This window comes from Neisseria sp. P0019.S003, from assembly GCF_051957115.1.
GTDB classification, from domain to species: domain Bacteria; phylum Pseudomonadota; class Gammaproteobacteria; order Burkholderiales; family Neisseriaceae; genus Neisseria; species Neisseria flavescens_D.
In genome coordinates this window covers 392,927-408,030 of sequence record NZ_JBQCWT010000001.1, presented here as the reverse complement: position 1 = coordinate 408,030, position 15,104 = coordinate 392,927, and the positions used below count along the sequence as shown (strand labels likewise).

The window sequence follows — 15,104 nt, the reverse complement described above, 5'->3', positions numbered from 1 at the left end:
TTCAACAGGCCGTCTGAATTCTGAATTCCAAGGAGTCATTCATGAGCTGGCTAGATAAAATTCTTCCTCCGAAAATTAAAAACCGAAGCAGTTCGTCCAGCGTCCCTGAAGGCCTGTGGCACAAATGTCCGTCTTGTTCGGCAACGGTTTACTCAACCGAGTTAAAACAAAACAGCGAAGTCTGCCCGAAATGTAATCACCACAATCCGCTTTCTGCGCGCGAACGTTTGAATCTACTTTTGGATGAAGAAGGCCGTGAAGAGATTGCAGCCAATATTAAACCGACCGACCCGCTGAAATTCAAAGACAGCAAAAAATATCCTGACCGCCTCGCGGCTGCGCGTAAAGCAACCGGCGAAGACGATGCATTGGTTGTTATGAAAGGCACCATGAACGGCCTGCCTGTCGTTGTGGCTGCGTTTGAATTCCGTTTTATCGGCGGCTCTATGGGTTCGGTCGTGGGTGAGCGTTTCGTTCAGGGTGTACGTCGTGCCGTTGCAGATAATTGTTCGTTTATTTGCGTGGCGGCTTCCGGTGGTGCGCGTATGCAGGAAGGGATTAACTCTTTGATGCAGATGACGAAGACCAGCGCGGCTTTGCATTTGCTGACTGAAAAACGTCTGCCGTTTATTTCCGTATTGACTGACCCGACCATGGGCGGCGTGTCTGCCAGCTTTGCCTTCTTGGGCGATGTGGTTTTGGCAGAACCGAATGCGCTGATTGGTTTTGCCGGTCCGCGCGTTATCGAGCAGACTGTACGTGAAACCTTGCCGGAAGGTTTCCAACGTGCAGAATTCTTGTTGGAGAAGGGGGCAATCGACCAAATCGTCGATCGCCGTTCCATGAAAAAACGTATCAGCGATTTGATTACTTTGTTGCGTCATGAAGGTAAAGTAACTGCTGCTTGATTGGCACAATAAGAAAGGCCGTCTGAAAATAATATTTCAGACGGCCTTTTTGATTATTGATGATTAAGCAGTCAATGCGGCTTTCAAAACCTTGTTGACTTCGCCCATGTCGGCTTTGCCGGCCAGGCGGGTTTTCAGTACACCCATGACTTTGCCCATATCTGCCATGCCTGATGCACCGGTTTCTGCAATGGCTGCTTCAACGACAGTCTTGATTTCTTCTGCAGACATCATCTGCGGCAGGTAGCGGTTGAGGATTTCGATTTCCGCGTTTTCTTTGTCAGCCAAATCTTGGCGACCGGCTTCGGTGTAGATTTTGGCGCTGTCTTTGCGCTGTTTTACCATTTTGGTTAGGATAGAGATGACTTTTGCGTCATCGGCTTCGGTGCGCTCATCTACTTCAAATTGTTTGATGGCGGCATTAATCAGGCGGATGGTGCTTAAAGACACTTGGTCTTTGGCACGCATGGCGGTTTTCATGTCTTCGGTTAATTGTGTTTTTAGGCTCATAATGTTCTCACTTTATATCAATAAAAAGGTGCCGTCTGAAAAACAAAACACACCGCAAAGCTGCCCTTGCGGTGTGTCGTTTATCACAGGGCAGGCCTGTAATTAGTACATTTTAGGAGGCAGTTGTTGGCTGCGCAGACGTTTTTGCAGACGTTTGGCTGCAGCAGCTTTTTTGCGTTTGCGTTCAGTAGTTGGTTTTTCGTACGCTTCACGGGCGCGCAACTCAGTCAACAGACCGGTTTTTTCTACGGCACGTTTGAAACGACGCATAGCAACTTCAAATGGTTCATTCTCTTTAACACGAATAGCAGGCATTTTATTTCCTTTAAATTTTGTTCAATCAAACCGTTTTAAGAAATAGAGGACGGTTTGTCATAATAGGGGAGTTGTTGTATCGCTGGTTTGCCTAGGGCAGGGCGGGATACGCGCCGTGATGTAAACATCACCTCCTAACAAGTCGGCTTTTGCCGTGCAAGTGACCTTTTCGGTCAGAAACAATCGGGCGATTATCTTATAAACCCGATAGTCTGTCAAGGTTGCAGGCCGTCTGAACGTTTGATTCTGTCTCACTTTTCAGACGGCCTATCGGGATTAATAACGGCCGGGAACCGTACCCATACGTTGTTTCAACGAAGTTTGCGGTTCGTTGAACAATGACGCGTAATAAGTCGCGTTGGTCATGACTTTTTTCACGTAATCGCGGGTTTCGGTAAATGGGATGGTCTCGGCGTAGATGGCGCCTTCCAAAGGAGAAGAAGCCTGCCAGTTGCGGGCGCGGCCGGGGCCGGCGTTGTAGCCTGCGGTGGCCATCACTTCGTTATTTTGCAGGCGGCGTTTGGCATCTGCCATGTACCAAGTACCCATGCGGATATTGCCATCCATGGTGTAGAGTTCGCTGCTGCTCATGCCGATTTTGCCGGCGATTTCGCGGGCGGTTGCAGGCATGACCTGCATCAGGCCTTGTGCGCCGACGCTGGATTGCGCACCCATGACAAAGCGGCTCTCTTGGCGAATCAAACCGTAAACCCATGCCGGGTCAACGCCTGCCTGTGCGGCATAGCGGACGGTCAGGTCTTTAAACGGAGAGAGATAGCGTAGCTTGTAGTTGAGTTTTTGGTCGGTACGGTCTGCGCTGTTGATTGCCATGTCGTAGAACTGGTTGTCAAAAGCGACTTGCGCGGCAGTCAGCAGGTTGTCTTCGTTGAAGTCGCGAGTGGCAAAACGCCATTCCGCCTGTGCCTGACGGCGCATTTTGGAGTCACCGTTGCTTTGGCTGTTTTTAAACAGAACCAATGCGCGTTTGATGGCACCGTCCTCGCTCATGCGGCGGACGTCTCTGGCATCAGCATCGGAAACGTTGTTGCGCGTATTGATGCGGCGACCCAATTCTTCACCTGCCATTACGGCGTAGAAATTGCGGCCGGAGGCGGCGGTTTTTTCATACATTTCTTTGGCTTGGCCGCTTTTGCCTTGTGCGGCAAAGCTGCGGCCCAGCCAATATTGCCATGTCGGGTCTTTTTGCAGTTTTTCAGGCATATGCTGAATCACGCTTGCCAATTCGTCCCAACGTTGCAGGCGCAAAGCGGCGCGTGCGTACCATTCCAATTGTTCGTCGGTCAGTTGTTTGCGGTCGGAAACGCGGCCGTAGTAGCTCAAAGCGGTCGGCATATTTTGGCTTTGTGCATGGTAGTGGCCCAATACGCCCCATGCGAAGCTGCGTTGTTCGCGGCTGAGGCCTGATTCCATGTCGGACAGGGTAGCGGCGGCAGAAGCGGATTTGCGTGCATCTTTGCCGATTACGCTCAACAGGCTGTATTCGGTTGCGCCTTGCGCGCCACCTTCAAAGGGGCTGCCCAATGCGGCGGCGAGGTTGCGTGCATCTGTGGTTTGGCTGTTGCTCAATAAGCCGCGTACGCGACGCCATGCATCGTTGGCGTTCAGACGGCCTGAAGCTGCCGCGCTTTCAACCAAGCGGGTACAGCCGGCAGGCAGTTTGCCGGTAACGCGAACCAGCTCGGCGGCTTTGCTGTAATTGCCGCTGCTCAAATCGGCATAACATTGCACTTCTTGTGCGACGCCGGCGGCGTTCAATTTGCCGAATTCTTGACGGAACAAATCCCATTGGCCGCGCGCGCCCAAGGTTTTCAGCCATTCGTTGCGGACATTTTCAGCCATTGCGCTGTCGCTGGCTTGGGATAAAAATTGTTGTACCCAAGCATCGTCACCGCGTTTGGCGGTATCGATGGCGCTTTGGTATTGGCTGTAATCGGACAGGACTTTGGATTCACTGTCGGCGCGGCGTGAAGGAATAGAAGTAGATTTAGGCTGAACGACGGTTTCGGTTTTCGAAGCAGTCGGTGTGTTTTGGGTGGCGCACGCCGATAAAACAGCGGCGGTAATCAAGCTGAGGGAGAGAGGGAAAAGACGTTGAACGTTCATTGGGTACCGTGTCGTTTTTAGAATCAAAATAACTGCTTATTTTAAATGATTTATGCGGAATAACCGAATTACAAACCGATATTTACATTTTCAAAGCCTGGAGATGACTAAGGCCGTCTGAAATATGAAACACTTTTGAGGTATTTTTATTTCAGACGGCCTTTTATGAAGGAAGTCGTCAATCGGGTTTGTGTTCGATATAGTCTTGCGGCTTGTCGGCTTTGCTGGTGCGCGTAACCGTATATTCACCTTCGATAATGTCTTCATCATCTTTGGCAGAGCTGTAAGTCTGGCGGCTTTGGAAAGACTGCGTAGAAGAAACGGCCGTGTTGCCTTTAAACGGAATCAGCAAGAGCAGGGCAACGGCGGTTGAAATAAAACCGGGGCTGAGCAGGAAAACCGCGGCGGCAGTATAGCGAATCGGCCACAGCATCTGATAGAGGGAAATATTTTGGCCGCTGCGGACGGCTGCGCCTGCGAGCAAAAGGCCGGAAATGCCGGTATGGCGCAGCATAAAGATACCGCTGATAAAGCTGAGAGCCATCACAAACAGCGTCCAGCCGCCACCTATCCAGTCGGCAACCCAGACGATGGACATGATTTCCAAAAAGATTAAAACCAAAAAACCGATTCCAAAATACTGCATAAGTGTTTGTTCCTTCATTCAACGGATAGTGTCGATTGTGTTTTATCTAGATAAAGATAAACCTTATTTTTTCAAGCAAATGCTGTGTGAAAAAGGGTAAACAGGCGATGAGGCCGTCTGAACGGAGATAAAAGAAGACAGATGTTTCAGACGGCCTTTAGATATTTTATCGCATCACATTGTTCCAATCGCTTTCAAAATAACTGACGAGAATTTGGTTGTTCAAATAATTTGCTTCCACCTTGCGCCTTGCCATATCGGGCGGAAAGCGGAACATTTCGGCGACGGTCTGAGCATTGAGATAGCGGGTGGGTACGTCGAATTTTTGCGGAATGGGGAAGTTTTGGTCAAGCCCTGCCAACACAAATCCCCATTCGCCAAATGAGGGGACGTAAACATGATAGGGCGCGGTATTCAACTTGGCCGCTTCGAGGGTGGCAACGACCGACCAGTAGGCATTGGGTGCGAAATAAGGCGAAGTGGATTGCACAACAATCTTGCCATGCGGTTCAAGATGGCGGGCAACGAGGCGGTACATGGGGACGGAGTAGAGTTTGCCCAGCGAGAAATTGGAAGGGTCGGGCAGGTCGATGATGATAACGTCGAATTTTTCAGACGACCCTTCCAGCCATTTAGCGGCATCGTCGTTGACAACGTGCATTTTGGGATGGGACAGCGAGCCTTGGTTGAGTGCGCTCAAGGTGGCAGAGGTTTTAAAAGTGGCGGTCATGTCGGGGTCGAGATCGACCAAAGTAACATTTTTGACCTGCGGATATTTTAAGACTTCGCGTGCCGCTAATCCGTCGCCGCCGCCGAGAATCAGGACGCGTTCGGCATTGGGAACCATCTGCATGGCAGGCAGGACAAGTGCTTCATGGTAACGGGCTTCGTCGCGTGAGGAGAATTGCAGGTTACCATTGATGTAGAGGCGGGTGTCGTCTTTCCAGCGTGTAACGACCAGCCGTTGGTAGGGAGAATGGCTTTGATAGACGACGGGATCGCCGAAATAGCTTTGTTCGGCTTTAAAGGAAATACGGTCGGCGTAGACGAAGAGCGTAATGAGCGCGGTCAATACGATAAACGCACGCGTACGGATGGCGTGATAGCGGGGTAATTCGGATTTGAATACGCGGGCGGTCAGATAGGCGACGGCGGCGTTGAAGATGCCAAACAACAAGGCGGAACGCGCCATGCCGAGTTTGGGGGCGAGCAGGAGCGGAAATAATAACGAGACGGCAAGTGCGCCCAAGTAGTCGAAGGTCAATACTTTAGAAACGAGTTCTTTAAATTCCGCCCCTTTTTGGTTTAACACGCGCATGACCAAAGGAATTTCCATGCCGACAACCATGCCGACAATCAGTACAAAAGCGTAGAGCAGGGTGCGGAACGGGGCGGCGGATAAACCGAAGGCCACAAATAATGCCAGCGCGGAAATACCGCCAATGATGCCGACCAAAAGTTCGATTTCGATAAAGCGGTGCAACACGTCTTTATCTTTGATGTATTGGGTCAGGTGGGCACCGATACCCATTGAAAACAGATAAAGCCCGATGACGGAGGAAAACTGCAAAATACTGTCGCCCAAAAGATAGCTTGCGAGCGCAGCGATGATGAGCTCGTAAGCGAGGCCGCAGCTGGCGACGATAAAAACGGAGATGATGAGGGTGCGGTGGGCGTTCATGATGACGTTTTTGTTGCTTGAGTGTGGGCAATGTAATGATTTTTAAGGTGGGCTGCAAGTTTAATTATAGGATGTAGAAAAGGCCGTCTGAACAAATTGTTTCAGACGGCCTTTAATCTGTCAGGCATTAATAGCGGTGTTTGAATACCATGCCTACGGCGTAAGAAGATTTTTTCGGCAAATCTTCGTCGTATTTCGGATTGACGTTTTCTTTCAACCAGCCGGCGCCGAGTGTGGCGGTCGTCCGTTTGGAGAAGCTGTAATCGGTGCTGACGGCGACGTGTTTGTAGTCTTCGCCGATAGAGCTTTTACCGTAGGCGAAGCCGATTTGAGGTTTGAAATTGCCTACTTTGTATGAGCCGGACACCATAAATTCTTTGGTGTTGTTGATTTCTTTGTCTTCGTGTTTTATTTTTATACCATTCTTCTCCTCCTCCCATGGCCCCCAGCAGCTGAAGCCGTCGCAAGTGTTTTTGGCGTATTGGAACGCGGCATCGACGGAGATTTTGTCTTTGCTGTATCCGGCCATGAATGCATGGGCTTGGAAGTCTTTGGTTTCGGTCGGAGAGTCGTTGGGTGCGTATTCGGCAGCGTAGTGCGCGTTAAAGCCGTTGCTTGGGTGGTAGTAGTCCATGCCCCAGCCGAAGACCCAGTCGCCGTCACGTTTTTTATCCGGCTTCCAGCCGTTGTTGTTACGCGGAGCATTGGAACCTGGGGAAACGTTGAATTTGAATTGGAAACCGTTTTTCCAAGGAGACTCATAAGCCATAGAAACGCGACGTTGGCCGAAGCGAGAAATTTTGCCGAATTCCAAAATCGAGCTGTTGGTGTCGAACGGGTTCAGATAAATGCTGTTCATGGGTGTACTGATGTAGCCCATTTTGACGGTGCCAAGGTTTTTGTAGCTGTTGAGTGCGACGTATGAGTCGGCAGAGCCCCAGCCGCTCCAGCTGTCTGAATCGAAGTAAATAAAGGAGCCAAGTTGCCATTTCAGCCATAAGTCGTTGTTGAGTCGTACTTCATCGGAGAGATAAAGACTGGAACTTTTATCGGAAATGGTTGTATTGGTTACGCCGGTTTTATTGTTGTGTTCGACCTCGGTCATGAGGTAGATGGTACCGCTCATTTTAGGTTCGGCGTGGGCGATGCTTATGGAAGAGCCTATGAGGGTGGTGGCAATAAAGTAAGATAACTTCTTCATTTGATTCTCCTTTTTATGTCTTTTTCTTGCTTATGGCGAAAGAGTTCGGATAATCTTATTTGACAAATCATAAAAAATCAATACATTTGTAACTTATCGTAGGATAAATTGAAAAATAGTTTTCAGTTACGTATTTTTGTGTTAATTTGCCGACAATCTTGGATGGCTCATTATTATTCTGATGGAATATGCAGTTTAAAACACTATTTTCATGACTTGAAATAGACGATTTAACTGCATTGGAAAAATTCTAACTAAATGTAGTCGAGTGTAGTTTGAATAATCAGGCCGTCTGAAAAAGAAGAATACCCAAAAAGAAGGAATGAAATATGGCCGGAAAAACCTATCCGCTGTTGGCTGCATCATTGGCTGCCGTATTCGCGTTGTCGGCGTGCAGCCGCGATGTTAAGCCTGCTCCTGAGTTTAAACGTACCGATTATGAGCGTGTAGTGGTCAGCAACGGCGTTGAGCCGGGTACGCTGGATCCTCAGATGAGCGGCGATATGGCGGCTGGTGCGATTATCCGTCAGTTGATGGATGGTTTGGTCGGTACGGATGCCGAAGGCAAAACCATTCCTGCTTTGGCGGAAAAATGGGAGAGCGAGGGCGAGCGTATTTGGACCTTCCATCTGCGTGATGCTAAATGGAGCAATGGCGATCCGATTACTGCCGAAGATTTTGTATACAGCTTCCGTCGTCTTGCCGATCCGGCCACTGGCGCACCTTTCGGCAGCTATTTGGTCGATGCACAAGTGGAAAATGCGGAAGATATATTAAACGGCAAAGCCAAGCCTGAGACATTGGGCGTCAAGGCGTTGGACGCGAAGACCCTGCAATTTACGCTGATTGCGCCCGTGCCTTATTTCCCCGATATGCTGATTCAGCAATTCACATTTCCGGTTCACCGCGCCACTGTTGAAAAATACGGCAATAAGTGGACGCAGCCCGGTCATTATGTTTCCAGTGGCGCTTATCTGTTAACGGATTGGAAAGTCAACAGCCACATTAATATGGAACGCAATCCCAATTATTACGATAAAGACAAAGTAGCCATTCCGAAGGCGGTTTTCTTGTCAGGCAGCGGCGAGTACAACCGTTATCGCGCCAATGAAATTGATGTGACCTACGGTATTCCCAGTGATCAGGTCAAAGTGGCGGATATTGAGTTTCCGGGACAAGTGAAACGTACAACTTCTTTATGTAGCTGGTATTTGGAGCCGAACCACGAAGCAGCGCCGTTTAACGATCCGCGCGTCCGCAAGGCGCTCAATATGCTGACGCGCCGCGACATCGTCGTCAAAGTGGGCGGTCGTGGCGATACGCCTGCGTTCCAATTGACACCACCGCAAATGCAGGGCGTGATTCCTGTTTATCCTGAGTGGAAAGAGTGGACGCCTGAAAAACGCATCGAAACCGCACGCAAACTGTTGAACGAAGCAGGCTACAACGATGACCATCCGCTTGAGTTTGATATTTTGTACAGCACCAGCGAAGCGTCCAAAAAACAAATTACTGCCGTGCAGTCGGTGTGGAAAGCCGCCATTCCGTTTATCCGTCCGACTTTGTCCAACGAGGAATGGAAAACTTATTTGGATACGCGCGCGCAAGGCAATTTCAAGGTTTCGTTCAGTGGCTGGTGTTCTGATTTTAACGACCCGGCGGGCATGCTCAATATCTTGAAATCCAACAACTCAAACAATGCATTCCGCTACAAAAGCGCGGCGTTTGATACATTTATGAACAATACGCTGAAAGATGGTGTCAGCAAGGAAGCGCGCAGCCAGCTCTATGCCGATGCGGAGAAGCAGCTTCAAGAAGACGCTGCACTGATTCCGCTGTATCATCAGGTTGAAGTGCGTATGGTCAAACCCGATATTATCGGCTATTCCGACAAAGACCCTTTGCGGAACTATACGGTCAAGAGCTGGTCGTTCGCACCGAAAAAATAGATTGATTATAGATAGCACAAGTTTTCAGACGGCCTTAATGACAGAGGCCGTCTGAAACAACAGGAGACATAACACATGAAATCTGTACAACAACGTTTGTCCGCTTTGCGCGAAGCCATGAAAAAACATGGTGTGGACGCGTTTGTCATTCCTTCCGCCGATCCGCACCTTTCCGAATACCTGCCCGAGCATTGGCAGGCACGCCGCGATTTTTCCGGCTTTACCGGTTCGGCCGGCACTTTGGTGGTGACCGCCGATAAAGCAGGCGTGTGGACGGACAGCCGCTATTGGGAACAGGCAGGCCAACAGCTTGCGCCAAACGGCATCGAGCTGCAAAAAATGGGCGTTGATGCGCCTTATACCGAGTGGTTGGCACAAAATCTGCCCGAGGGTGCAGTGGTCGGTGCGCCTGCCGATATGTTCGCACTCAGCGGCGAGCGCGGTTTGAAACAGGCACTTGCCGCCAAAAACATCCGCCTCGAATATCCTGAAACCTTGTTGGACGAAGTGTGGGACGACCGTCCTGCATTGCCGACTCCGGAAATCTACGTCCACCATCCCGACTATGTTTCCGAAACGGCGGCCGAAAAACTGGCCCGTATCCGTGCGGCCATGAAAGAGCAGGGCGCAGAGGCGCATTTGGTTTCTTCTTTGGACGACATCGCTTGGATTACCAATCTGCGCGGCGATGATGTACCGTTCAACCCCGTGTTCTTGTCCCATCTGTTTATCAGCCAAGACAAAGCCGTATTGTTTACCGATGCAGGCCGTCTGAAAGCCGAATCTGCCGAAGCTTTGAAAGCGGCAGGTTTTGAAGTATTGCCTTATGCGCAAGCGGCGGACTATTTGGCAGGCGTTAACGGCGCATTGCTGATTGATCCGAACAAAACTGCTGTCGGTACTTTGCGCCGCCTGCCTGAAGACGTCCGTTTGATTGAAGCCATTCACCCAAGCACATTCTTCAAATCTGTTAAATCCGATGCCGACATCGCCCATATCCGCAATACCATGGCGGAAGACGGCGCGGCATTGTGCGGCTTCTTTGCCGAGTTTGAACAAATCTTGGCAGACGGCGGCGAATTGAGCGAGCTGGACATCGACGGCATGCTCTATAAATACCGCAGTCAACGTCCCGGCTTTATTTCGCCAAGTTTCGACACCATTGCCGGCTACAATGCCAATGCCGCCTTGCCTCATTACAGCGCGACGCCGGAAAACAACAGCAAAATCAAAGGCGACGGTATGCTGCTGATTGATTCCGGCGGCCAATACTGGGGCGGTACGACCGACATCACGCGCGTGGTGCCTGTCGGCAATCCGAGTGCGGCCATGAAGCGCGATTACACTTTGGTGTTGAAGGCGCATATTTCTCTGGCGGAGACCATTTTCCCTGAAAACATCAAAGGCCCGATGATTGATGCCATCTGCCGCAAATCGCTCTGGCAGGCGCAATGCGATTACGGTCACGGTACAGGCCATGGCGTGGGCTATTTCCTCAATGTGCATGAAGGTCCGCAAAGCATTGCCGTTGCTGCCGTGCCGCAACCGCATCACGGGATGAAGTCAGGCATGCTGACTTCTAACGAGCCGGGTCTTTACCGTCCGGGCAAATGGGGTATCCGTATCGAAAGTCTGGTAATCAACCGTCCGGTTGAAAACCCAGAGGAAACCGAGTTCGGCAAATTCCTGTATTTTGAAACCGTTACCCTCTGCCCAATCGATACGCGCCTCATCGATACCAAACTGATGACCGGTAGCGAAATCGAATGGCTGAACCAATATCACGCTGAAGTACGCCGCCGTCTTGAGCCTTTGACAGAAGGCGCGGCCAAAGCATGGCTGATTGAACGCACCAAACCTTTGGCGCGTTAACGTGAAAGGCCGTCTGAAACGGCGGATACAAAGTTTCAGACGGCCTTATAACAACAATTATCTAAAAACTAAAAAACCTTACCCGACTCCGAATAAAAACAATAACCCGGTCGGAATAGAGAGAGAAACCGGCGCGGCGACGTTACAGATGCCTGCTGCCATTCATCCGATTTCCGCTTCAGGTCAGCTTGTTTTCACGAGTCCGGTATGTTCAGACAGGACAGCCTGATTATGTTGAAATTCATCATCAAACGGATATGTGCTTCCATCCCGACCATGCTGGTGTTGATTACCGTATCTTTTTTCCTGATGCGGCTTGCACCGGGTAGCCCGTTCACAGGTGAGCGCAATTTGCCGCCTGCGGTCATGGCCAACATTGAAGCCAAATATCACCTCAATGATCCGATGTACCTCCAATATTTCCACTACCTCAAGCAGTTGGCGCAGGGGGATTTAGGACCGTCGTTCAAATATAAAGATTTCAGCGTTAATGAGTTGCTTGCCCAATCCCTGCCGGTATCGGCAGAACTCGGCTTCTACGCCTTTTTGATTGCCGCTATCTTCGGCATGTTTATCGGCATTATCGCTGCCTTAAAACAAAACAGCTGGCTGGATTATGCGCTGATGAGCGGTGCGATGACCGGTATCGTCGTTCCCAGCTTTGTGATGGCGCCGGTATTGGTGCTGGTGTTTGCCGTCAGACTGCAATGGCTGCCTGCGGGCGGTTGGAACGATGGCGCACTGATGAACTTGATTTTGCCCGTCGTTACTTTGTCCATCGGTTATGTATCCAGTATCGCGCGGATTACGCGCGGCGCGATGATTGAAGTATTGAACAGCCCCTTTATCCGCACGGCACGCGCCAAAGGCCTGCCTATGAGCCGCATCATCCTGCGCCATGCGCTGCGTCCCGCCATGCTGCCGATTGTTTCTTTCTTAGGCCCGGCATTCGTCGGCATCATTACCGGCTCCATTGTGATTGAAAACGTGTTCGGTATTCCCGGCGTCGGACAATTATTTGTCAACGGCGCGCTCAACCGCGACTACGGCATGATTTTGGGTTTGACGATTTTGGTCGGCATCATGACCATTTTGTTCAACGCCATCCTCGATATTCTGTATGCCATTATTGACCCGAAAATCCGTTATTAATCCCATTTGCGCAAAGGCCGTCTGAAACGTTCAGACGGCCTGAAGAAAGAATAAAAAGCGAGAGAGAATATTATGTTATTCAAAAAGAAGCAGACTCAGGCCCTCGCAGAGGCAGCAGAATACGCCCAAGTACACGGCAAAAGCCTGTGGAGCGACGCATGGCGGCGTTTTAAACAGAACAAAGCGGCGGTGTACAGCATTATCATCCTGTTGCTGATCAGCATTTTTGTGATTGTGGCGCCATGGATTGTCCGCTACACCTACGACTTCACCGACTGGGACAATATGCAGATTCCGCCGTCCTTTTCTACCCATCACTATCTGGGTACGGATTTGCTCGGCCGCGATTTGCTGTCGCGTGCGGCAACCGGCGGACGTATTTCCTTGCTGGTCGGTGTGGCCGGCGCATTGGTGGCCGTTGTCATCGGTACGCTTTATGGCGCGATTGCCGGCTTTATCGGCGGTAAGCTCGATTCGCTGATGATGCGCTTTTTGGAAATTTTGAACGCATTTCCGTTTATGTTTTTCGTGATTCTGCTGACCACGTTCTTCGGCCGTAATCTGCTTTTGATTTTTGCCGCCGTGGGTTTAGTGTCTTGGCTGGACGTGGCACGTATTGTGCGCGGCCAAACCTTGAGCTTGAAGCATAAAGAGTTTGTCGAAGCGGCGCGTGTGAGCGGCGTGGCAAAACGTAAAATCGTAACGCGCCACATTATTCCGAATGTTTTGGGCGTGGTGATGGTGTATGCCTCTTTGTTGGTGCCGGGCATGATTATGTTTGAATCCTTCTTGAGCTTCTTGGGCTTGGGCGTGCAAGAGCCGATGACCAGTTGGGGTTCGATGTTGCAAGAAGGCGCGATTTCGATGGAAGCCGCACCTTGGCAGCTGCTCGTGCCAAGTTTCTTCTTGGTAACCACCTTGTTCTGTTTCAACTTTATCGGCGACGGCCTGCGCGATGCGCTCGACCCGAAAGACCGCTAAACCACAACCAAAAGGATAATCAAAATGACAAAACAGTTACTGGTTGTAGAAAATCTGGACATCAATTTTGAATTGCATGAAAAGAACGTGCACGCCGTGCGTAATGTCAGCTTTAAAGTGGCAGAGGGCGAAACATTGGCTTTGGTCGGCGAGTCCGGTTCGGGCAAGTCTGTAACATCTATGTCCGTTATGCGCCTGCTACCTGAGAAATTTGCCCGATACAGCAAAGATTCGCGCATTACTTTTGACGGCATTTCCATTTTGGATGCTGATGAGAAAACCCTGCGTGATTTGCGCGGCAACCGCATCAGCGTGATTTTCCAAGAGCCGATGACCTCGCTCAATCCGTTTATGCGTATCGGTATGCAACTGATTGAAGCGGCACGTGTGCACAATAAAAAGCTTGGCAAAAAAGAAGCAGGGCAGAAAGCATTGGCATTGTTGGAACGTGTGGGCATTAAAGAAGCCGAACGCCGCATGAAGCAGTATCCGCATGAGTTTTCCGGTGGTCAGCTGCAACGCATCATGATTGCCATGGCGCTCATCAATGAACCTGACTTGCTGATTGCCGACGAACCGACCACGGCTTTGGATGTGACCATTCAAGCCGAGATTCTTGATTTGCTCCACGATTTGCAACAGCAAATGGGCATGGCGATTATCTTCATTACCCACGATTTGGGTTTGGCGGAACACTATTCCAAAACCGTCTGCGTCATGCGTAACGGCGAAATTGTCGAGCGCGGCAAAATCAAAGAAGTATTTGCCCATCCGAAACACGAATATACCACCGAACTCATCAATGCCATTCCCAAGGGCATGAAAGAGCCGGAAGAAACCAGCGCCGGAGTGTTAATCGATGCCGATAATGTCAATGTTTCTTTCGTATTGAAGCAAAACTTTTTCGGCAAGCCGCTCAAAACTTTTGACGCCGTCAAAGGCATCAGCCTCAAAATTAAAGAAGGCGAAACATTGGGCGTCGTCGGCGAGTCCGGTTCCGGCAAATCTACGCTGGGCAAAGCCGTCATGCAGATGCTGCCTTATACCGGCCATATCTCCTTTGAAGGCAAAGACCTGAAAAACTATACCGCCGAAGAAGCACGCCGTCTGAAATCGCAACGGCAAATTGTGTTCCAAGATCCGTTCGGTTCGCTTTCTCCGCGTTTGACCGTTGGAGAAATTATTGGCGAAGGTTTGACGGTTCATCATCCTGAAATGACCAAAAAAGAACGTATCCAGCGCGTTTTGGAAGTCATGAAGGAAGTGTCCCTGCCGCTTGACGCGCTCAACCGTTATCCGCATGAGTTCTCCGGCGGCCAGCGTCAGCGTATCGCCATTGCACGCGCCGTTATCCTGCGCCCTAAATTCATCCTTTTGGATGAGCCGACTTCTGCACTTGACCGCTCCGTGCAATCCAAAGTAGTCGAACTTTTGCGCGATTTGCAAAAGAAATACGGCCTGACTTATATGTTCATTAGTCATGATTTGTCTGTCGTGCGCGCTGTCAGCGACAATGTAATTGTGATGAAGCAGGGCGAAATGGTTGAGTACGGCAGCGCGGATCAGATTTTCCACCATCCGCAAAACGATTACACCAAACGTTTGATTAACGCCGCATTTGATTTGTAGAAAAGGAAAAGGCCGTCTGAAAAGAAATTTTCAGACGGCCTTTGGTTTATCGATAATGTTGACCTGTCAAAATAAACTTAAATTTCAAAAGGACAAAAATAAAAAAAGACTTGAATCAATCAAGTCTTTATATCCT

12 protein-coding genes are annotated in these 15,104 nt (G+C 50.1%); 6 read left to right on the top strand and 6 right to left on the bottom strand.

Annotation, left to right across the window (positions count from 1 at the left end; translation table 11 throughout):
- Nucleotides 1-41 precede the first annotated feature (41 nt).
- Entirely contained in the window at nucleotides 42-908 is an 867-nt protein-coding gene (gene accD / locus ACTHTS_RS01935) for an acetyl-CoA carboxylase, carboxyltransferase subunit beta (protein ID WP_049331298.1), read from the top strand.
- Nucleotides 909-971: 63 nt separating this feature from the next.
- On the opposite strand, the gene ACTHTS_RS01930 is transcribed toward accD, so the two are convergent.
- The 6 genes from ACTHTS_RS01930 to ACTHTS_RS01905 form a co-directional block, all read right to left on the bottom strand.
- Nucleotides 972-1,418, bottom strand: a complete 447-nt coding sequence (locus ACTHTS_RS01930; protein ID WP_049331296.1) for a GatB/YqeY domain-containing protein — start codon at nucleotides 1,416-1,418, stop codon at nucleotides 972-974.
- 102 nt (nucleotides 1,419-1,520) lie between these two features.
- The gene (gene rpsU, locus ACTHTS_RS01925) at nucleotides 1,521-1,733 is read right to left on the bottom strand and encodes a 30S ribosomal protein S21 (RefSeq protein WP_003680926.1); all 213 of its coding nucleotides are present in this window, start codon (nucleotides 1,731-1,733) and stop codon (nucleotides 1,521-1,523) included.
- 276 nt (nucleotides 1,734-2,009) lie between these two features.
- Complete coding sequence (locus ACTHTS_RS01920; protein WP_440369063.1) at nucleotides 2,010-3,857, bottom strand: transglycosylase SLT domain-containing protein; 1,848 nt, start codon at nucleotides 3,855-3,857, stop codon at nucleotides 2,010-2,012.
- Between the two features lie 178 nt (nucleotides 3,858-4,035).
- Nucleotides 4,036-4,503, bottom strand: coding sequence for an FxsA family protein (locus ACTHTS_RS01915; protein WP_440369062.1), 468 nt, complete (start codon nucleotides 4,501-4,503; stop codon nucleotides 4,036-4,038).
- A 166-nt stretch (nucleotides 4,504-4,669) separates the two neighbouring features.
- Complete coding sequence (locus ACTHTS_RS01910) at nucleotides 4,670-6,187, bottom strand: polyamine aminopropyltransferase (protein ID WP_440369181.1); 1,518 nt, start codon at nucleotides 6,185-6,187, stop codon at nucleotides 4,670-4,672.
- A gap of 124 nt (nucleotides 6,188-6,311) precedes the next feature.
- Entirely contained in the window at nucleotides 6,312-7,385 is a 1,074-nt protein-coding gene (locus ACTHTS_RS01905) for a porin (protein ID WP_440369061.1), read from the bottom strand.
- A 329-nt stretch (nucleotides 7,386-7,714) separates the two neighbouring features.
- On the opposite strand from ACTHTS_RS01905, the gene ACTHTS_RS01900 reads away from it, so the two are divergent.
- The 5 genes from ACTHTS_RS01900 (at nucleotide 7,715) to ACTHTS_RS01880 (ending at nucleotide 14,968) form a co-directional block, all read left to right on the top strand.
- A complete protein-coding gene (locus ACTHTS_RS01900) occupies nucleotides 7,715-9,334 on the top strand; it encodes an ABC transporter substrate-binding protein (protein WP_063068242.1) in 1,620 nt (539 codons plus the stop codon).
- Between the two features lie 75 nt (nucleotides 9,335-9,409).
- Entirely contained in the window at nucleotides 9,410-11,206 is a 1,797-nt protein-coding gene (locus tag ACTHTS_RS01895; RefSeq protein ID WP_440369060.1) for an aminopeptidase P family protein, read from the top strand.
- Nucleotides 11,207-11,437: 231 nt separating this feature from the next.
- Nucleotides 11,438-12,358, top strand: a complete 921-nt coding sequence (gene oppB / locus ACTHTS_RS01890) for an oligopeptide ABC transporter permease OppB (RefSeq protein WP_036490316.1) — start codon at nucleotides 11,438-11,440, stop codon at nucleotides 12,356-12,358.
- A gap of 72 nt (nucleotides 12,359-12,430) precedes the next feature.
- The gene (oppC, locus tag ACTHTS_RS01885; RefSeq protein ID WP_003683112.1) at nucleotides 12,431-13,339 is read left to right on the top strand and encodes an oligopeptide ABC transporter permease OppC; all 909 of its coding nucleotides are present in this window, start codon (nucleotides 12,431-12,433) and stop codon (nucleotides 13,337-13,339) included.
- A 24-nt stretch (nucleotides 13,340-13,363) separates the two neighbouring features.
- Entirely contained in the window at nucleotides 13,364-14,968 is a 1,605-nt protein-coding gene (locus ACTHTS_RS01880; RefSeq protein ID WP_440369059.1) for an ABC transporter ATP-binding protein, read from the top strand.
- Nucleotides 14,969-15,104 lie beyond the last annotated feature (136 nt).